The organism is Mesorhizobium silamurunense (assembly GCF_014843905.1).
Classification (GTDB): domain Bacteria; phylum Pseudomonadota; class Alphaproteobacteria; order Rhizobiales; family Rhizobiaceae; genus Mesorhizobium; species Mesorhizobium silamurunense.
The window spans coordinates 55,967-75,705 of record NZ_LPVS01000095.1 but is presented as its reverse complement, the minus strand read 5'-3'; the positions used below and the strand labels follow the sequence as shown (position 1 = coordinate 75,705).

The 19,739-nt window shown below is 64.1% G+C and carries 14 protein-coding genes and 2 pseudogenes; 5 read left to right on the top strand and 11 right to left on the bottom strand.

Going from position 1 to position 19,739, the window contains the following annotated elements; genetic code table 11:
* A pseudogene (locus AU465_RS28795) lies at positions 1-240 on the bottom strand (5-aminolevulinate synthase); the annotation flags it as partial.
* A 281-nt stretch (positions 241-521) separates the two neighbouring features.
* Between AU465_RS28795 and galE the strand changes: the two are divergent.
* Both galE and AU465_RS28785 read left to right on the top strand, forming a co-directional pair.
* Positions 522-1,517, top strand: a complete 996-nt coding sequence (gene galE / locus AU465_RS28790; protein ID WP_192255663.1) for a UDP-glucose 4-epimerase GalE — start codon at positions 522-524, stop codon at positions 1,515-1,517.
* Between the two features lie 114 nt (positions 1,518-1,631).
* Positions 1,632-2,888 (top strand): D-amino acid dehydrogenase, encoded by a 1,257-nt coding sequence (locus tag AU465_RS28785; RefSeq protein WP_192255661.1) that lies wholly within the window; start codon positions 1,632-1,634, stop codon positions 2,886-2,888.
* 237 nt (positions 2,889-3,125) lie between these two features.
* Here the strand turns inward: AU465_RS28785 and AU465_RS28780 are convergent, their stop codons facing one another.
* The 7 genes and pseudogenes from AU465_RS28780 to AU465_RS28750 all read right to left on the bottom strand — a co-directional run bounded on the left by AU465_RS28780 (position 3,126) and on the right by AU465_RS28750 (position 10,257).
* Positions 3,126-4,490, bottom strand: coding sequence for an FGGY-family carbohydrate kinase (locus AU465_RS28780; RefSeq protein ID WP_192255659.1), 1,365 nt, complete (start codon positions 4,488-4,490; stop codon positions 3,126-3,128).
* Positions 4,487-4,781, bottom strand: a pseudogene (locus tag AU465_RS28775) (L-rhamnose mutarotase). Before AU465_RS28775 ends, AU465_RS28780 begins: the two are co-directional and overlap by 4 nt.
* Positions 4,781-5,782 carry an ABC transporter permease gene (locus AU465_RS28770; RefSeq protein ID WP_192255657.1) on the bottom strand — a complete coding sequence of 334 codons (1,002 nt, stop codon included), beginning with the start codon at positions 5,780-5,782 and terminating at the stop codon, positions 4,781-4,783. Before AU465_RS28770 ends, AU465_RS28775 begins: the two are co-directional and overlap by 1 nt.
* Positions 5,779-6,756: an ABC transporter permease gene (locus AU465_RS28765; protein ID WP_192255655.1), complete on the bottom strand. Its 978-nt coding sequence runs from the start codon at positions 6,754-6,756 to the stop codon at positions 5,779-5,781. The genes AU465_RS28770 and AU465_RS28765 overlap by 4 nt, the downstream gene beginning before the upstream one ends.
* Positions 6,753-8,312, bottom strand: a complete 1,560-nt coding sequence (locus AU465_RS28760; RefSeq protein ID WP_192255653.1) for a sugar ABC transporter ATP-binding protein — start codon at positions 8,310-8,312, stop codon at positions 6,753-6,755. Before AU465_RS28760 ends, AU465_RS28765 begins: the two co-directional genes overlap by 4 nt.
* A gap of 84 nt (positions 8,313-8,396) precedes the next feature.
* Positions 8,397-9,392, bottom strand: a complete 996-nt coding sequence (gene rhaS, locus AU465_RS28755; RefSeq protein WP_124996133.1) for a rhamnose ABC transporter substrate-binding protein — start codon at positions 9,390-9,392, stop codon at positions 8,397-8,399.
* A gap of 55 nt (positions 9,393-9,447) precedes the next feature.
* Positions 9,448-10,257: a DeoR/GlpR family DNA-binding transcription regulator gene (locus AU465_RS28750; RefSeq protein WP_192255652.1), complete on the bottom strand. Its 810-nt coding sequence runs from the start codon at positions 10,255-10,257 to the stop codon at positions 9,448-9,450.
* Positions 10,258-10,445: 188 nt separating this feature from the next.
* Here AU465_RS28750 and AU465_RS28745 point away from each other — a divergent pair, with 188 nt between their 5' ends.
* The 3 genes from AU465_RS28745 to ggt all read left to right on the top strand — a co-directional run bounded on the left by AU465_RS28745 (position 10,446) and on the right by ggt (position 15,820).
* Entirely contained in the window at positions 10,446-12,548 is a 2,103-nt protein-coding gene (locus AU465_RS28745; protein WP_192255650.1) for a bifunctional rhamnulose-1-phosphate aldolase/short-chain dehydrogenase, read from the top strand.
* Positions 12,549-12,699: 151 nt separating this feature from the next.
* On the top strand, positions 12,700-13,992 hold the full coding sequence (rhaI, locus tag AU465_RS28740; RefSeq protein ID WP_192255648.1) for an L-rhamnose catabolism isomerase: 1,293 nt from the start codon (positions 12,700-12,702) through the stop codon (positions 13,990-13,992).
* An 88-nt stretch (positions 13,993-14,080) separates the two neighbouring features.
* Positions 14,081-15,820 carry a gamma-glutamyltransferase gene (gene ggt / locus AU465_RS28735; protein ID WP_192255646.1) on the top strand — a complete coding sequence of 580 codons (1,740 nt, stop codon included), beginning with the start codon at positions 14,081-14,083 and terminating at the stop codon, positions 15,818-15,820.
* An 8-nt stretch (positions 15,821-15,828) separates the two neighbouring features.
* Here the strand turns inward: ggt and AU465_RS28730 are convergent, their stop codons facing one another.
* The 3 genes from AU465_RS28730 to AU465_RS28720 all read right to left on the bottom strand — a co-directional run bounded on the left by AU465_RS28730 (position 15,829) and on the right by AU465_RS28720 (position 19,600).
* Positions 15,829-16,176, bottom strand: a complete 348-nt coding sequence (locus AU465_RS28730; protein WP_246506510.1) for a hypothetical protein — start codon at positions 16,174-16,176, stop codon at positions 15,829-15,831.
* Positions 16,177-16,334: 158 nt separating this feature from the next.
* Positions 16,335-17,723 (bottom strand): sigma-54-dependent transcriptional regulator, encoded by a 1,389-nt coding sequence (locus AU465_RS28725; protein WP_192255644.1) that lies wholly within the window; start codon positions 17,721-17,723, stop codon positions 16,335-16,337.
* A complete protein-coding gene (locus AU465_RS28720; RefSeq protein WP_192255642.1) occupies positions 17,720-19,600 on the bottom strand; it encodes a sensor histidine kinase in 1,881 nt (626 codons plus the stop codon). Before AU465_RS28720 ends, AU465_RS28725 begins: the two co-directional genes overlap by 4 nt.
* Between the last annotated feature and the right edge of the window lie 139 nt (positions 19,601-19,739).

The following is a 19,739-nucleotide window of genomic DNA, read 5'->3' as shown; positions in this document are numbered from 1 at the left end:
GCCGGCGCCCGAGCCCATCTTGCCCGCCGCGGTCTGGAAGGCGGCGATCACGTCCGGGTTCTGGCCCATGCCGAGATAGTCGTTGGAGCACCATACGGTGATTTCCTGGGCGCGGCCGTTGGAACGCCAGATGGCGCGCGGAAACTTGCCCACGATGCGCTCGAGGTCGGCGAAAACGCGGTAGCGCCGCTCGGCATGGAGCTGGTCGATCGCGTCTTCGAAGAACCGCTGGTAATTCATGTCGGCTTCCCAAGTTTTGCGGCGGATCATAGTCACGGGCCCATGCCGCGTCCACCGCGCCGCACCGGTCAAAATGCCACGCCCCGGGCCTGTTCCTAACGATGCCGGATCGTGGCCTATTCCCGGGGATGTGAACTAGTTTTGTTTCGGTACAATGCCTCGGGCAGGAGGAACTGTTACGGACTTAACACTAAAAGTGAGGCTAATGGGCTTGCGGCGGGGTTTTCAGCACGGTGGCTGTTGAGACAGTTTCCGATAAATCTTGATCAGCGAGGTATCAGATGGCGGTTTTGGTGACGGGCGGTGCCGGTTATATCGGCAGCCACATGGTCTGGGAGCTTCTCGACGCCGGCGAAAGCGTCGTCGTGCTCGACCGGCTTTCCACCGGCTTCGAATGGGCGGTGGCGCCGGAAGCGAAGCTTGTCGTCGGCGACGTCGCCGACCGTGAGCTGGTTGGACAGATCATCCGGGAAAACAAGGTCGACGCCATCATCCATTTCGCCGGCTCGATCGTGGTGCCGGAATCGGTCTCCGATCCGCTCGGCTATTACGAAAACAACACCTGCAAGACCCGGACGCTGATCGAGACCGCGGTGCGCGAGGGCGTGCCGCATTTCATCTTCTCCTCCACCGCAGCCGTCTATGGCGGCGCCGGGCTGGAGCCGGTGCGCGAGGACGCGCGGCTGGCGCCGGAATCGCCTTACGGCCTCTCCAAGCTAATGAGCGAGTGGATGCTGCGCGACGCCGGCCTCGCGCACGATATCCGCTATACGGCGCTGCGCTATTTCAACGTCGCCGGCGCCGATCCAAAGGGCCGCACAGGACAGTCGACGCCCGGCGCCACGCATCTGATCAAGGTCGCCTGCGAGACGGCGCTCGGCAAGCGACCCTTCATGCAGGTCTTCGGCAAAGACTATCCGACACCGGACGGCACCTGCATCCGCGACTATATCCATGTCAGCGATCTCGCGGCGGCGCACCGGCTGGCGCTGCAGCGGTTGCGCGAGGGCGGAGAGAGCCTCCTCGCCAATTGCGGCTACAGCCACGGCTATTCGGTGCTCGAAGTGATCGACAGCGTGCGCCGCGCTTTCGGTCATGATTTCGATGTCCGCATGGGCGACCGCCGCCCCGGCGATGCCGCGGCCGTGGTCGCCAATTCCGACCTTGCCCGCAAGGAGTTCGGCTGGACGCCGCAGCGCGACGATCTCGACCAGATCGTGAAGGATGCGCTGGCCTGGGAACGCATCCTGACCAGCAAGAACTCAGCACGGAACTAGGCACAGCTAGCTGTTGGGCCAAGGGCTCGTCGGGCGTGCCGGGACGCGCTATTGAGGGTCAAAAAGGCAGCGCGTGGAGGCGCGTCGCCTGATTTCGATCCTTGAGGGGGCGGTATGAAGGTTGTGGTGCTCGGAGCCGGCGTCGTTGGCACGGCCGCCGCTTACTATCTGGCTAAAGACGGCCATGAGATAACGGTCATCGAGCGCCATGAGGCGGCGGCGCGTGGCACCAGTCAGTCGAACGCCGGCCTGGTCTCGCCGGGCGACGCCACCGCCTGGGCCTCGCCCGCGGCGCTGAAGACTTTTCTGCGTGGGCTGTGGAACCATGATCTCGGCATCAAGGTCAGGCTGCGCCTCGATCCCTATTTTTATGCCTGGAGCCTGCGCTTCCTGCGCGAGTGTACTGTAAGGCGGCTGCGCGCCAACACCGACGTCAAACTGAGACTCGCGCTCTATTCGCGCGACTGCATCAATGCGCTCTCGGACGCGACCGGCATCCATTACGACGAGCGGAAGCGAGGCATCCTCTACTTCTTCCGTTCGCAGAAAAGTTTTGACACCGGCACCGACAATTACCGCTATCTGGGCGAGCACGGCCTGCCGATCGAGATCGTCGGCCGCGACCGGTTGGCGGAACTGGAGCCTGGCCTCGCCGGCGTGAAGGACAAGATCGCCGGCGGTATTTATTCGCCGATCGATCAGACCGGCGATTCCAAGCAGTTCGTCGACCATCTCGCCGCCTATGCGGCCGAGAAGCTTGGCGTCAAATTCCAGTTCGGCACCACGGTCGAGGGCCTCGACATCGAGGGTGACCGGGTGCGCGCGGTGATGACCTCGGCCGGTCCGGTCACCGGCGACGCGGTCGTCATCTCCATGGGGCCGGAAAGCGGTCTCCTCGGCCGCCGCTACGGCATCGACCTGCCCGTCTATCCGGTGAAAGGCTACACCGCGACCATTCCGCTGGAGGACGAAAGCAAGGGCCCGACCATGGGCGGCGCCGACGAGGACCGGCTGATCGGCTATTCCAGGCTGGGCAATCGGCTGCGCATGTCCTCGACTGCCGAATTCACCGGCTTCGACCGCAGCTTCAAGCCCGGCGATTTCAGAACCATCCTGGAAACCGGCAAGGATCTGTTCCCGGGCGCCTTCGACGAGAAGAAGGCTGTGCTGTGGGCCGGCTTGAGGCCGATGATGCCGAACTCGGTGCCGGTCATCGGCCAGGCGAAATACCGCAACCTCTATCTCGACACCGGCCACGGCCATGTCGGCTGGACCATGGCCTGCGGCTCCGGCAAATTCCTCGCCGACATCGTTGCCGGCCGCAAGCCGGAGATCGATCCGCGGGGTTTGCTCTACGGGACGGCGGGCTGAGACGTGTAGTTGCCGATGTTGGCGCTGCCCCTCATCCGCCTGCCGGCACCTTCTCGCCGTAGAACGGGGAGAAGGGAGCTGGCCGCATTGCCGGCCCCTATTCTGCAACGGCGACAATTGGCGAAATCGTCGACGACAGCATCTTTCTCCCCGTCACTATACGGGGAGAAATGCTCGGCAGGGCAATGAGGGGCAGCGCCGACCTGTCAAGCAAGGCTTGGGTAGTGACGACGCAACTTATGCCCTGATGGCCAGCTGCCACGCCCTTGCATAGTCGCCCCAGGCGCGCTCAGCTGGCGGTTCAGTCCGCTCGCCCTTGCTCATCACGGTAGCGCCACGCGACGCCAGCAGCGCCGCGCCGATGCTGGTGCCGGTCGAAGTCTCAGACGCAACAACGGGGCGGCCCGTCGCTGCTGCCAGCATGCGGATAAAAAGCCGGTTCTGCGCGAAGGGTCCCTCGACGATCGTCGGCCCGTTGCCACCGATCAGATCCAGGCAGGTCGCGGTCATCAGTGCCAGATAGAACGAGATGGCGGCGAAGCGCTGGCCGGGATTCAAGTTGTCGGCATTGGTCCATTGTGCGGCACGATGAGGGAAAGGTCCGGAGCCTTGCTGAGTTGATGGCAGAAGCAACGCTTTTTGTGCCAGCACAGTGGCAACGTCGTCCTCATTCCAGTCAAACGGTTTATCCTCGGTCAGCAGCGAGAACTCGCGACCGCCCATGAAGCGCGCCGATGGCACGGGGTCGCCGAGCGCGTTGACGTTGACCAGCGTGTCGCGCGCCGGGTCGAGTTCGACCTTCCGCCCGCCAACCGCCATCGACACCACCCATGTGCCGGTCGAGACGACGGAGAAGGGCGGTGCGTCGGACAGCAGATGCGGCAGCAGCGAGGCGTTGGAATCGTGCAAACCGCAGAACACCGGCGTTTGCGGGTCGAGCCCTGTCCGCCGCGCGATCGCCGGCAGGATCGCTCCGAGCCGGTCCTTCGCCGGCCGCACCGGCGCCATCAAATGGCGCCAGCCCATCCGGTCGACCAGCGACGAGTAGTCGGCCCGCCACGGGTTCCAGAGATCAGTATGGCAGCCGAGCGAGGTCACCTCGTTGGCGGCAACGCCCGTCAGTCGCAGCGCCCAATATTGCGGGTACATCAGGATCGCGGCAGCCTTGGCGAACTCCGCCGGAAAGCGCTTCTGCTGCCAGAAGAGCTGCGCGCCGATGTTGAGGCCAGCCGATAGGCGCGGCGTGCCGGTCTCGGCAAAGGACGGCCGGACGGCACCATAGCCCTGGGCCAGTTCGTCGATGCCGGCAAATTCATAGTCGATCACCGGCAGCGCAGGCCCGCCTTCGGCATCGACCAGCACTGCCGTCGCGCCATGGGTGGTGATCGAGACGGCATCGATGGGTTGCTCGCGGTGCAGCGCGGCAAGGCCATCCAGGATAAAGGCCCAAAGACGCTCGACATCGTGATGCGGGTAGGGGCCGTTCCTGGAGACGGCGTTGGCCGTGCGGCGCAGACCCACTTCGGTCATGTGCTCGAAGTCGACCAGCGCCACCTTGGCGTTGGTCTTGCCGATATCGATGACGGCGACGTGGCGGATCATGCCATATGGAACATTGTTTCCAGCGGCACCGCCACCGGCTCGTTGTCGGCCTTGGTCTCCATGACGTCGGCCATATGCGCCCACCAGCGCTGCATCACCGGATGCTTCGGCAGATCGGCCATGCCGTGAGCCTCACACCGCCACAGCACGCCGAACAGGTTGTTGGTCTCCTCGTCGAGATGGATCGAATAATCGGAAACGCCGGCCTGCTTCAGCAGCGCCACCAGCGATGGCCAGATCTCGTCGTGGCGGCGCTTGTTTGAGCTTCATCTTGAAGGCGTATTTTTCCATCAGGCGAAGCGTCCTTCGCGCAGCCGCCGCCAGACGATCGGCAGCGCAATGACGATGATCAGCAGCAGGCCGATGAAGATCGACATGACGATGCCGGGCACGTTGAGCAACCCAAGCCCAAACGTCACCAGTCCCATGATGAAGGCGGCGAGCACGACGCCGAGGATGCTGCCGGCGCCGCCGAGGATCGAGACGCCGCCCAGCACCACCATGGTGATCGCCTCCAGCTCATAACCCTGCGCGATCGACGGCCGTGTCGAGCCGAGCCGCGAGGTGATCAGCACAGAGGCGATGCCGGACATCAGCCCGGTCAGGCAGAACAGGATGAACTTGATGCGGCCGACGCGCACGCCGGAGAACTGGCAGGCGACTGGGTTGTTGCCGATGGCGAAGACCTTCCGCCCAAAACTCGTGCGATGCAGAACGAACCAGTAGATGAGCGCCGCGACAAGGAACAGCGCCAGCTCGAACGAGAAAACCCACCAGACATAGCCCTGCCCGAAGAAGGCGAAACTCTCTGGGTAGCCCTTATAGGCCTGGTCGCCGAGGATGATGAAGGCGATGCCGCGGAACAGGCTCATCGTGCCGATGGTGACGACGATGGAGGGCAAGCCGAGCCTTGTGACCAGCAGCCCGTTGAAGGCGCCGCAGCCGAGCCCGACAACGATGCCGATCAGCACCAGCACCGGCGTGCCGGCGCCGGCCTGCACGGCCATCCCCATCATTGTGGAGGCGAGCGCCACGATCGCGGCAACCGACAGGTCGATCTCGCCCGAGATGATCAAAAGCGCCATGGCGAGCGCGATCAGGCCCTTTTCGGTGAAGTTGAAGGTGAGGTCCGACAGCGACCACGGGTCGAGGAAATAGGGCGAGGCGAAGCTGTTCACCGCGAAGATGAGAACCGCGATGACGACCAGCAGCGCCTCCCAGGAGAAGATCGCCGAAGAGAGCGGCTTGTCGAGCCGGTCGGGGATGTGGCGCGGGGCAGGGGTGTCGCTCATGCCGCTTCCGCCTTTCTGAGGATGATGCGGCCCTGCCGGCGCTCGCCGCGCGCGTTGAGCACCACGGCCAGGATGATGGCGCTGCCCGAGATCGCCATCTGCCAGAAGGGCGAGATGTTGATGACCGGCAGCGCATTGGAGATGATGCCGAGGAACAGCGCGCCAAGCACGGCGCCGCCGACCGAGCCGATGCCGCCGGCGATCGAGATGCCGCCGATGACGCAGGCGGCGATGATGTTGAGCTCATAGCCGTTGGCGACCTCGACCGAGGCGATCACGTAGCGCGAGACCCACAGGTATCCGGCGAGCCCGCCGATCATGCCGGAAATGCAGAAGACGATGAATTTGGTGCGGCCGACATCGATGCCGGCATAGACCGACGCTGTCGGATTGACGCCGATGGCATGGATCGAGCGGCCAATCGCCGTGCGCGTCATCACCAGGAAGAACAAAGCGATTACCGCAAGCGCAATCCAGGACAGCACTGGCAGGCCGAGGAAGGCGGCGCGCTGGAAGTTGATGAAGCCGGGGCTCATCTGGTCGGCATTGACCCAGGCGCCGCCGGAGACGACGAAGGTCGCGCCGCGATAGATGGTGAGCGTGCCGAGCGTCACCACGATCGAGGGGATGTTCAGCCGCCAGACCAGGAAGCCGTTGATGGCGCCGAGCACCAGCCCGACGAACAGCGCGATGGCGATCAGCACCGGGATCGGGATCGCTGGGTGCGCGGCGTTAAGCATCGCCACCACCATGCCGGTGAAGCAGAGGTTGGAGGCCATCGAGAGATCGATCGAGCGCGTCAGGATTACCACCATCTGGCCCAGCGCCAGGATCATCAGGATCGAGGTGTCGTTGAACACCTGCCGCAGATTGGCCAGATCAGCGAAGCCCGGGAAGCGCGTGGAAATCAGGCCGATCAGAACGACGATGCCGGCCAGCAGCCAGATTTCGCGGTATTTGAGAAAATTCTTCATGCCGCGATCCCTGCTGCCGTCCGAACCAGCGTCTCGGCATCCAATCCCTTGTTGTCGTAGGTGGCCGCGATGCGGCCTTCGCGCATGACCACGACGCGGTCGGACATGCCGAGGATTTCCGGCAGTTCCGAAGAGACCATGATTACCGATAAGCCCTGCGCCACCAGCTCGGCCATGAAGCCGTGCACGGCGGCCTTGGAGCCGATGTCGATGCCTTTGGTCGGCTCGTCGAGGATGATCACCTTCGGCGCCGTCGCCAGCCATTTGGCGATGACCACCTTCTGCTGGTTGCCGCCGGAAAGCGTGCCGACATCCTGGCTGAGCGAGGAGGCGCGCAGGTCGAGCCGCTCGGTGTAGGAACGGGCAAGCGAGAACTCTTCCGCCAGCCGCAGCACGCCGGATTTCGAGGTGCGCATGAGCGAAGGCAGCGACACGTTCTGGAAGATCGGCAGGCCGATCACCACGCCCTGCTTGCCGCGCTCTTCCGGCACATAGACGATGCCGGCTTCGATCGAATCCGCCGCCGACTTCGGCGCGATCGTCTGGCCGTCCAGCGAGATGGTGCCCTTGGCGGTACGCGTGATGCCCGCGATCGCCTGCATCACTTCGCTGCGCCCGGCGCCGACCAGGCCGTAGAAGCCGAGGATTTCGCCCTTGCGCAGTTCGAAGCCGATATCGTCGAATTCGGTCGGATGCGACAGGCCGGAGACGGAGAGCACCGGCGCGCCTATCTTCGGTTCGCGCTGCGGAAAAATGTGGTCGACGTTGCGGCCGACCATCATGCGCACAATCTCGTTCTGGCCGGTGTCCTTGAGCAGGCCTTCGCCCACCATCTCGCCATCGCGAAAGACGGTGTAGCGGTCGGCGATGCGGTAGATCTCGTCGAACTTGTGGCTGATGAAGAGCACCGCCTTGCCTTCGCTCTTCAGGAATTCGATGAGCAGGAAAAGCTCCTCGATCTCCTTCATCGAAAGTGCGGCGGTCGGCTCGTCCATGATGACGATGCGTGCGTCGATAGACATCGCGCGCGCCACGGCCACCAGATGCTTGTTGGCGATGCCGAGGTCCTTCAGCCGTGCGTCGGCGTCGATGTGGTCGGCCCGCATCGTCTCCAGAACCTCGCGGGCATTTTTGCGCATGGTGCGCCAGTCGATGGTGCCGAAGCGGGTGCGCGGCGCGTGGCCGAGGAAGATGTTTTCGGCGACCGACAGGTCGTCGAACAGCACCGTTTCCTGATGGATGGCGGTGATGCCGTGGCCGAAGGCGGCATGCGCGCTTGGCAGCGGCGTCGCCTCGCCGTCGATGCTGATGTCGCCTGAATCGGGCTGGTAGATGCCGGTCATGATCTTGACCAGCGTCGACTTGCCGGCGCCGTTCTCGCCGATCAGCGCCGTCACCTGGCCGGGATAGAGCGACAGGCTGACATTGTGCAGGGCGCGCACGCCCGGAAAACTCTTGGAGATACCGGAGAGCGTCAGGCGCGGGCTGGCATTCTGGACGGGGCCTGAAGGCTGGGGCCGCTCCGTCTCCATTTTGTGCTGGGCTGTCGTGTCCATATCCGTATCAGGCCCTGAGGCAAGGTCCGTTTGAAGTTGCGGCGGGACAATTGTCCCGCCGCATGAGCTTGAAGTCACCCGGGATCAATAGATCTTGGAGAACTTCTCGATGTTGGTCTTGTCGAACTGGAAGGGCGGAGCCATCGCGGCCGAGTTGGTGTCGTCGAGCGTCACCTTGCCGACGCGGCCGATCGAGAGCGTGGCGCCGGGCTTTGCCTCTTCCTTCTTCACCGCGAGATCATGGGCGAGGTAGATCGCCGAGTAGCCGAGATCGATAGGGTTCCACAGCGCGACCGCCTGGCTGGCGCCGTTGTCGATGAACTTCTTGAACTCGGACGGCAGCGCCAGGCCGGTGACGTTGACCTTGCCGATGAGGTTCTCGTCGGTGACGACCTGCGCGGCCGCGACAACACCCACCGTGGTCGGAGCGATGATCGCCTTGAGATTCGGATAGGACTTCAAGAGGCCCTTGGCTTCGTCGGTGCTCTTGGCCGAGTCGTCATCGCCATAGACCGTGGCGACGAGCTTGATCTTCGGGAACTTCTCCGGCAGCACCTTCTTGGCCGCCTCGATCCAGGCGTTCTGGTTGGTCGCGGTCGAAGATGCCGACAGGATCGCGACGTCACCGCCTTCGGGCAGATAGTCGGCGGCGAGCTTGATGATGGTCTCGCCGATCAGGTTGGTATCGGACGGGTTGAGGTGGAGCTGGCGGCCTTCCTTGGCGACGCCGGAGTCCCAAGAGATCACGGTGATGCCGCGATCCATCGCCTTCTTCAGCACCGGCACCAGCGCATCGGCATCATTGGCCGAAACGGCGATCGCATTGACCTTCTGTGCGATCAGCGAGTTGATCACTTCGATCTGCGCCTCGGCGGTTGCCTTGGTCGGGCCGGTGTAGATGACGTCGACATCGCCCAGTTCCTTCGCCGCTTCCTCGGCGCCCTTGTTGGCGGCGTCGAAGAAGCCGTTGCCGAGCGACTTCACCACCAGCGCGATCTTGACGTTCTCGGCATAGGCGGCATTCACGAACATGGCGGCAGAAAAGGCCGCCGTGACCAGCAGTTTCTTCAAAAAGCTCATCGAATATCCTCCCTTGAGCGTTGCATTCCATCGCCGCTGCGGGCGCGAGTTTCCCTCAGGCCTGCAGTGAAGATTCTTCCTTCTCGCTTGACTGCTTGCGGGCGACGATCAGCACCACGCCCGCGGTTTCCAGCATCTTGGCTTCGCGGTCTTCGATGCCGTCGTCGGTGATCACGGTCGCGATGCGCGACAGCCCGCACAGGATCAGGCTGGAGCGCATGCGGAATTTTGACGAGTCGACCAGCACCACCAGCTCGTCGGCCTGGTCGATCAGTTTTTGCTCGGCCTGGATCAAGAGCGGATCGCCCTCCATCAGCCCGAGAGGGCCAAGGCCTTGCGCGCCCATGAACATGCGGCGCGCGTAGAAATTGCGCGTCACGTCGTTGTCGAAGGGCGACAGGATGATGTTCTGTTCACGATAGATCGTGCCGCCCGACAGCATCACCGTGTTCTTCGAGTGCTTGAGCAGATGCTCGGCGATCGGGAAGGAATTGGTGAAGATCGGCATGCGGCGTCCGGTCAGGAAATGCACCATCTGAAAAGTGGTGGTGCCGCCATTGATGATGATCGGCTCGCCATCCTTGCAAAGGTTCACCGCCTCGCGGGCGATCGCCCGCTTCTGCGCGGCGTTGAGCGTCTCGTTGACCGAAAAGGGCCGGCCGGCGAGGCCGATGAACTGCGGGGGCGAGATCGCCTCGGCGCCGCCGCGCACCCGGCGCAGGCGCTTCTGCACGTGCAACGCCGCGATATCGCGCCGGATCGTCGCCTCGGAGGAGTCCGTCAGGTCGACCATCTCCTGCACCGTCACCACAGGTTTTTCCTGGACGGCGGACAGAATGATCCTGTGGCGTTCTTTTTCGTGCATGGTTCCTCCCTGCCCGACCATCAGGCACTAGAAAACGCGCAATGTCAATCATTTCCGATCACATATTTTCATTGTGCAATGCAATATGATCGATATTGATCGTTTGTGATTGACAAGAGGGCCGCTTGCGTAGACATTCCCCGCGAGAAAAGAGGAGCGCACTGTCCGCGCTCCAAGGGAGGATACCTATGCTCGACAAGCGCTCCGGCTCGCGCCTCGCCAATCTGTGGGACGATGCAAAAGCCGAAGGGATGAGCGGTCCCGAGCTTCTGGTCTATCGCTCGAACACGCTGGGTTCCGACAAGCGCGTCACCAATTATGGCGGCGGCAACACCTCGTCCAAGGTCTGGCAGAAGGACCCGCTGACCGGCGAGGATGTCGAGGTGCTCTGGGTCAAGGGCTCGGGCGGCGACAGCGCCTCGATCAAGCTCGACGGTTTCGCCACGCTCTATATGGATAAGCTGCGCGCCTTGAAGGGCCTCTATCGCGGTGTCGAACACGAGGACGAGATGGTGGGCTATCTGCCCCACTGCACCTTCAACCTCAATCCGCGCGCGGCCTCGATCGACACGCCGTTGCATGCCTTCGTGCCGAAGCCTCATGTCGACCACATGCATCCCGACGCCATCATCGCCATTGCCGCCGCCAAGGATTCCAAGGCGATCACCCAGGAGATCTTCGGCGACGCCATCGGCTGGCTGCCTTGGAAGCGGCCGGGCTTCGAGCTTGGCCTGTGGCTGGAGAAATTCTGCCTCGAGAACCCTGACGCCAAGGGCGTGGTGCTCGAGAGCCACGGCCTGTTCACCTGGGGCGACACGCCGAAGGAATGCTACGAGACGACGATCTCGGTGATCAACCAGGCGATCGAATGGTTCGAGCGCAAGTCGCAAGGCAAGGCGATCTTCGGCGGCGAGGCGGTGAAGGCGCTCGACGCGCCGGCACGGCGCGCCATTGCCGCGAAGCTGATGCCGAGGATCCGCGGCCTGATCTCCGAGAAGAGCCACAAGCTCGGCCATTTCGACGACCAGCCGGCGGTGCTCGAATTCGTCAATTCGAAGGACCTGCGGCCGCTGGCAGCACTTGGCACGTCCTGCCCGGACCATTTCCTGCGCACCAAGATCCGCCCGCTGGTGATCGAGTTCGATCCGTCAAAGCCGGATGTCGATGCCGTCATCGCGCGCCTCGTCGACGACATTGCCGCCTATCGCGTCGGCTACCAGGCTTACTACGACAGCTGCAAGCACGCGGACTCGCCCGCCATCCGCGATCCCAATGCCGTCGTCTACCTGATGCCGGGCGTCGGCATGTTCACCTTCGCCGGCGACAAGGCGACGGCCCGCATCTCCGGCGAATTCTACGTCAACGCCATCAACGTCATGCGCGGTGCCTCGACGGTCTCGTCCTATGTCGGCCTGCCCTCGCAAGAAGCCTTCGACATCGAATACTGGCAACTGGAGGAAGCAAAGCTCCATCGCCTGCCGAAGCCGAAGGCGCTGGCCGGACAGATCGCGCTCGTCACCGGCGGCGCCGGCGGCATCGGCCGCGCCACCGCCAACCGGCTGCTGCGCGAAGGCGCCTGCGTCGTGCTCGCCGATATCGATGAGGCCGCGCTCGCCGGCGCCCATGAAGAGCTATCGAAGGCCTACGGAAAAGACTTCGTCCGCCCGGTGCGGATCGACGTGACATCGGAAGATCAGGTCGCCTCGGGCTTCGCCGAAACTTCGGTCGAATTTGGCGGCATCGACATTCTGGTCTCCAATGCCGGGCTCGCCTCCTCGGCGCCGATCGAGGAGACGACGCTGGCGCTCTGGAACAAGAATATGGACATCCTGTCGACCGGCTATTTCCTCGTCTCGCGCGAGGCTTTCCGCCTGTTCCGCGCACAGAAGATCGGCGGCAACGTCGTCTTCGTCGCCTCCAAGAACGGCCTCGCCGCCTCGCCCAACGCCGCCGCCTACTGCACCGCCAAGGCGGCCGAGATCCACCTCGCGCGTTGCCTTGCGCTGGAGGGCGCGGAGGCGCAGATCAGGGTCAATGTCGTCAATCCGGACGCCGTGCTGCGCGGCTCCAAGATATGGAGCGGCGAATGGAAGGAGCAGCGCGCCGCCGCCTATAAGATGTCGACCGACGATCTGGAAGAGCACTATCGTTCGCGCTCGATGCTGAAGCGCTCGGTCTTCCCGGAGGACATTGCGGAAGCGATCTATTTCTTCGCCTCCGACATGTCCGCCAAGTCGACCGGCAACATCATCAACGTCGACGCCGGCAACGCGCAGAGCTTTACGCGGTAGTTTGTTACCCCCCCTTGTGGGGAGGGTCGTCAGGTAGTCGCCGCGAAGCGGGGAGTGCCTGCCGGGGCGGGGGGGTACCCCCACACCCGGCCCTACGGGCCACCCTCCCCACAAGGGGGAGAGTAAAGCCGCACCACCGGGAGGAATTGCAGTGTCCGAAACCATCATTTCCGCCGACCTCGTCGCCAAGCACAACGCGGCGCGCACGGCCAATCTGGAACGCGACTACGCCTCGCTGGGCGACCGTCTCGACCGGCGCGGCATCGCCATCGACGCTATCCGCGACAAGGTGGAAAAATTCGCCGTGGCGATCCCGTCCTGGGGCGTCGGTACCGGCGGCACGCGCTTTGCCCGTTTCCCCGGCGCCGGCGAGCCGCGCGACATCTTCGACAAGATCGAGGACTGCGCCGTCATCAGCCAGCTGACGCAGGCGACGCCGACCGTCTCGCTGCACATCCCGTGGGACAAGGCCGATCCGAACCGGCTGAAGCAGGCGGCATCGCGCTTCGGCCTCGGCTTCGACGCCATGAACTCCAACACCTTCTCCGACGCGAAGGATCAGAAACTCTCCTACAAGTTCGGCTCGCTGTCGCATGCCGATGCCGGCACCCGCCGGCAGGCGGTCGAGCACAATCTCGAATGCATCGAGATCGGCAGGACGATTGGATCGAAGGCCTTGACGGTTTGGATCGGCGACGGCTCGAACTTCCCCGGCCAGGTCAATTTCGCAAAAGCCTTCGAGCGCTATCTCGACGCCATGCGCGAAATTTACGCCGGCCTGCCGGACGACTGGCGGCTGTTCACCGAGCACAAAATGTACGAGCCGGCCTTCTATTCGACGGTCGTACAGGATTGGGGCACCAATTACATCATCGCCAAGGAGCTCGGCGACAAGGCATTCTGCCTGGTCGACCTCGGTCACCATGCGCCCAACGTCAACATCGAGATGATCGTGTCGCGGCTGATCCAGTTCAAGAAACTCGGCGGCTTCCATTTCAACGATTCCAAATATGGCGACGACGACCTCGATGCCGGCTCGATCGATCCCTACCGGCTGTTCCTCGTCTTCAACGAGTTGGTCGATGCCGAGCTTTCGGGCGCGAAAGGATTCAAGCCAGCGCATATGCTCGACCAGAGCCACAACGTAACCGATCCGATCGAAAGCCTGATGCTGTCTGCGGTCGAGGTGCAGCGCGCCTACGCCCAGGCGCTACTGGTCGACCGCAAGGCTTTGGAGGGTTTCCAGGAGGCCAACGACGCGCTGATGGCGACGCAGACCTTGAAGGCGGCCTACCGCACCGATGTCCAGCCGATCCTTGCCATGGCGCGGCTCAGGACTGGGGGCGCCATCGACCCGGTCGCCGCCTATCGCGAGGCCGGATACCGGGCGAAGGTGGCGGCGGAGCGTCCGGCCGTCGCCAGCGGCGGCGGCGGGATTGTTTGAGGCGGAGCCGTCCGCTACTTCAATTGTTATTGGACTAACGCGCTCCGAGGGTTTTTCCTAGGCAACCCCCACGCCCCCGGAGCCCGCCATGCATATCACCCGCCGGACGCTGATCGCCCTCAGCCTCTCGTTCACTTTCGCCTTTGCACAATCAGCGGCCGTCTTCGCCGCCTCGCCCGCTCCCGCCAAGGGCGAGCACGGCATGGTGGTGACCGCCCAGCATCTCGCCACCGAGGTCGGTGTCGACGTGCTGAAGAAGGGCGGCAACGCCGTCGACGCGGCCGTCGCGGTCGGCTATGCGCTCGCCGTCGTCTATCCCAACGCCGGCAATATCGGCGGCGGCGGCTTCATGACCATCCGGTTGAAGGACGGCCGCTCGACCTTCATCGATTTTCGCGAGCGCGCGCCGCTCGCGGCGACCAAGACCATGTATCTCGACAAGGAAGGCAAGCCGATAAAAGGCGCCAGCCTCGACGGCTATCTTGCCGTCGGCGTGCCAGGCTCGGTCGCCGGTTTCGAAATGGCCCGCGAGAAATACGGAACCTTGCCCAGGCAGGATCTGATGGCGCCGGCCGTCGCTTATGCCAAGGACGGCTTCGTCCTCAACCAGGGCGACGCCGCTTCCTTTGCCGGCAGCGCCGCCCGGTTGGCCAAGGATCCGGCCGCGGCCGCCATCTTCCTCAAGCCCGACGGCAAGCCCTATGGAATTGGCGAGCGGCTTACCCAGCCGGACCTCGCCTCCTCCCTGTCTGCGATCTCCGAGAAAGGGCCTGACGCCTTCTACAAAGGGCCGATTGCCGACGCTATCGTCAAGGCAAGCGGTGCCAAGGGCGGCATCCTCGCCAAGGGTGATTTCGAGCAATATGCGGTGCGCGAGCTGAAACCCGTGACCTGCTCCTATCGCGGCTACGAGATCATCTCCTCGCCGCCGCCGAGCTCGGGCGGCGTCATCATCTGCGAGATACTCAATGTGCTGGAGGACTATCCGCTATCCTATCTCGGCACCGGCTCGGCCGAGACGGTCCACGTCATGGTGGAGGCCATGCGCCACGCCTATGTCGACCGCAATTCGGCGCTCGGTGACCCTGATTTCGTGGACAATCCGGTCTCAAAACTGCTCGACAAGGCTTATGCGAAAGACATCCGCGAAAAGATCGATCCGTTCCGCGCCGGCGTCTCGAAGGATTTGATGCCAAAGGGCTTCGGCGAGTCGAAGGAAACCACCCACTATTCGATCATCGACAAGGACGGCAATGCGGTCGCCGTCACCTATACGCTCAACGGCTCCTTCGGCGCCGGCGTCGTCGCCGAAGGCACCGGCATCCTGCTCAACAACGAGATGGACGATTTCACCCAGAAGCCCGGCGTGCCCAACCTCTACGGGCTGGTCCAGGGCGAGGCCAACGCGATCCAGCCGAAGAAGACGCCGCTATCCTCGATGAGCCCGACCGTGGTCACGAAGGACGGCAAGCCGTTCATGGTCATCGGCAGCCCGGGCGGCTCGCGCATCATCACCATCACGCTGGAGGCGATCGTCAACGTCATCGACCATGGCATGAACATCCAGGAGGCGATCGACGCGCCGCGCATCCATCATCAGTGGCTGCCGGACACTGTCTATGTCGAACCGTTCGGGCTTTCCCCCGACACCGAGAGGCTGCTCGCCGGCATGGGCTATCACCTCGATCTCAGCGACCAGACCTGGGGCCAGGCAGCCGGCATACTGGTCGGCGGCAAGAGCCTGGCGGAGATCGAGAAGGGCGGCGGCGCTCGCTATAACGGTGCCATCGACAGCCGCGCCGCTTCCGGCGAGGCGCTGGGCTACTAAGTTGTTTCCTAGGCCACTAGGGTGATGGTCGAGGCGATCAGCAGCACGGCTGCGATGCCGACGAACAGCGCATAGATGCGCGGCCGGTCAAGCAGCAGCGCATTGCCCGAAATCCAGGCGGCGGTGGCGCCGCCGAGTGCGAACAGGAAGCCGTTGCGGTGGCCGAAAGTCATCGACGCGGCCATCAGCCCGCCGATGATCAGTGCGCCGAACACGATGATGACGGCGACGGCGTATTTCTCGAAATCGTTGCCGCTACCCATCGCCGGCCCCATCGCATTCAGATTCGGCAGATCGTCCGGATCGAAGGGGCTGGCCGAGCCGTATTCGTCTTGACCGAGGGATTCGCGCATCATTCGTTCTCCGCTGAGCGGCAACAAACCATCAACGCTTGCCAAGTGCAACCGGCAACGCCATCGCCGTCATGCGTTCGCCGCACGGCTGGTGCCAACGTGCCACGGTTTCCTGGACAGGCTCAACGGTCTGGGGTCGGATCGGGTTCCACAAGCTTGATCTATCTGGAAAAATCGCCGCGCACGATCCCGTGCCGCTGCAGCTTGTCGTAGAAGGTCTTGCGCGGGATGCCGAGTGCCTCGATCGTGCGCCGGACGTCGCCGCCGTTGCGACCAAGTGTCTCGCGAATGATCTCGGCCTCGTAGCGCTCGAGCCGTTCCGGCAAGGGCATGGAGGCGTCCGAATCGGCCGGCTGAGGGGAAGGGCTGCCACCCGCGTCCGAATCGGCCGGCTGAGGGGAAGGGCTGCCACCGATCTCCTCCAATCCGAGCACGAAACGCTCGGCGAAATGCGCGAGCTCGCGGACATTGCCGGGCCAGTCATGCTCTCTCAGATGACGCTGGACGGCGGCCGGCGCCGCGGGCACTGGGCGGTGGAAGCGGGCCGCGGCGCGTTCGGCGAAATAGCCGAACAGCAGCGGCACGTCGTCCCGGCGCTCGCGCAGCGGCGGGATCGAGAGCGTCACGACATTGAGCCGGTAATAGAGGTCCTCGCGAAAGGCGCCGCGCTGGCTCGCGTCGCCGAGATCGACCTTGGCGGCGGCAACGACACGCAGGTCGACTGGCCGAACTTCGTTGGTGCCGAGCGGCGTCACCTCGCGCATTTCCAATACGCGTAGCATCTGCACCTGCGTCGAAGCCGGCATGCTTTCGATCTCGTCGAGGAACAGCGTGCCGCCGCTCGAATGCTCGATGCGGCCGACGCGCTTCTTCTGCGCGCCGGTGAAGGCGCCGGCCTCGTGACCGAACAATTCGCTCTCGATCACGGTCTCCGGCAGCGTGCCGCAATTGAGCGCCACGAAATTGCCCTTGGCGCGGCGGCTCCAGCGGTGCAGCAGGCTCGCCACCACTTCCTTGCCGGAGCCGGTCTCGCCGGTCACCAGCACGTCGACATCGGTATCGGCGATTTGTCTGAGCGTGCGGCGCAGCCGCTCCATCGCCGGCGTCTGGCCGATCAGCGGCAAACTCTCCTGCGCCTGCTCCGCCGCCTCGCGCAGGGCGCGGTTCTCCATCACCAGCCGGCGTTTCTCCGCCGCGCGCCATACACTTTGTGCCAGCCGGTCGGCTGCGAAAGGCTTGGTGATGAAATCATAGGCGCCATCCTTGATCGCCTTGACCGCCATGGCGATGTCGCCATGCCCGGTGACGAGGATGACGGGGATATCCGGGTCGAGATCGACCACGCGGTCGAAGAGCTGCAGGCCGTCCATTTCGGGCATGCGGATGTCCGACACCACGACGCCGGCGAAGCCGGCATCGAGGCCGGCAAGTGCCTCGCTTGCTGAGGAAAAGGCAGACACAGCAAAACCGGCGAGCTCCAGCGTCTGTCTTGTCGCCTTGAGCAGGTCGCTATCGTCATCGATCAGGATGACCGGATTGCCGTTGGTCATGTCGGGCCAGCCTTCGAGAGATGGATGGTGAAGCGCGTGCCGCTCCCGCTGCTCGCCACCTCGATACGCCCGCCATAATCGGCGACGATATCCTTCGAGATGACGAGGCCAAGCCCGAGCCCCCTTTCCTTCGAGGTGTTGAAAGGCGTGAACAGCGATTTCAGGATCGCCGGCGGGATGCCCGGTCCGTTGTCGGACACGATCAGCGCAACGCCATCGGCGGTTTCCGCAGCGGACACTTCGACCCGCGCATCCTCGCGGCCCTCGAGCGCTTCCAGCGCGTTCTGGAACAGGTTGATCAGCACCTGCTCCAGCCGCAGCCGGTTGCCCATCACCTTGAGCGACAGCGGCGGCAGCGTGATCGCCAGCGCGTCCAGCCGGCCGGCAAAGCGGCTCCTGAGCAGCACGACGGCGCCTTCGATGACGTTGCGCAATTCGACCGGCTCGGCCGCGGTGCGGCCCTTGCGGGCGAAGGCTTTCAGCTCTTCGGTGATGGAGCCGATGCGCTCCGTCAGTGCGGCAATGGCGCCGAGGTTTTCTTCGGCCGGCGCCGTCTGCTTGCGCTCCAGGAAGACGCGCGCGTTGTCGGCATAGGCGCGGATGGTCGCCACCGGCTGGTTGATCTCATGCGCGACGCCGGCGGCAACCTGGCCGAGGGTCGCAAGTCGGTTCGCCTGTACCAGCTCCTGCTGCATGACCTGCAGCTTCGCCTCGGTGCTGCGATGGTCGGCGATTTCGGCCTGCAGCCGGTCGCGCGCCAGGCTCAGATCCTGGGTGCGTTCGACGACGCGGCGCTCGAGCTCGGCACGAGCCGCCTGTTCGGCGGCGATCCGCATCTGGGCGGATTGCCGGCGCCATAACAGATAGGCGGCAAATGCGATGAGCGGAATGACGGCGCCGAGCGCCAGGAGTCGCATTTCACGCTGGGCCGAGGCGATAGGCGCTTCCACCGGAACGAGATAGTCGAGCCGCCACGGTGTCGATGGCACGGCCGTGGACAGCCGCAGATACTCCGCATCGCTGCCACCCGGCGTGATGGCGTGGACCAGCGCGACATCCGGGCTGAGCGTTTGCGGTCTTGTGATCGGCAAGGGCACCAGCGGCGCCTCGCCGAACTGCTGGCTGGCGCGGATGTCAGCCGTGACTGAGGGGGTCAGCGGCGCCGTCGTCATGAAGCGCCAGGAGGGCACGCTGGTGATCAGCACCACGCCGTGCTCGTCGCTGACATAAGCCGGGCGGTTTGCCTCGTGCCAGTCGGCCTCGAGCTGGTCGAACTCCATCTTGACGACGACGACGCCGAGTGGGGCAGCCGCGCTGCCGACGCGGCGCGAAATGTAGAGGCCGGGACGCTTGCTGACATTGCCGAGCGCGAAATACTCGGCCGTGCCGGACTGCATCGCGCCCGAGAAATAGGCGCGAAAACCGTAGTCGTTGCCGACGAAGCTCACCGGTTCGCGCCAGTTGCTGGAAGCGATCGCCAAACCGTCCGTGCCGGTGACGTAGAGCACCGAGGCCTTGGTGCCGGAAACCAGCCCTTCGAGCTTGCGGTTGAGCACATCGATCGAGGCGGGGCTGCGCTCGGTCAGCGCGTCATGCACCTGCTGGTCTTCGGACAGAAGCAGCGGCAGCGCGCGCGGATTCTCCAGCACCGCGCGCAGCAGCGCGACCTTGAGGTTGGCATCGGTGCGGCCTTGCGCGGAGAGCGCCTCGATCTCGGTCGAGCGGCCGTAAAGGCCGGCGCCGTAGAGCGCTGCCAGCACGATCAGAAGCGCGATCGCCGCGAACAGCAGCCAGGCGCGCCGCGCCCGCCCGGCAAGCAGTTCGGGCGTCGAGGAGACGGCAGCGGCGGGGCGTTGCAGCATGGTGTATTTGTGCATGATTTCGCACAAAGCACAATTCGACCTATGCGGATTGCCGCACCGCACTCTCTCGGAAGCGAGGAACATGCGGCCAAAAACCTAACAGAATCAATGCCCCGTACTTCGAAGCGGAATCTGGCACGTCCGTTGCAAATGC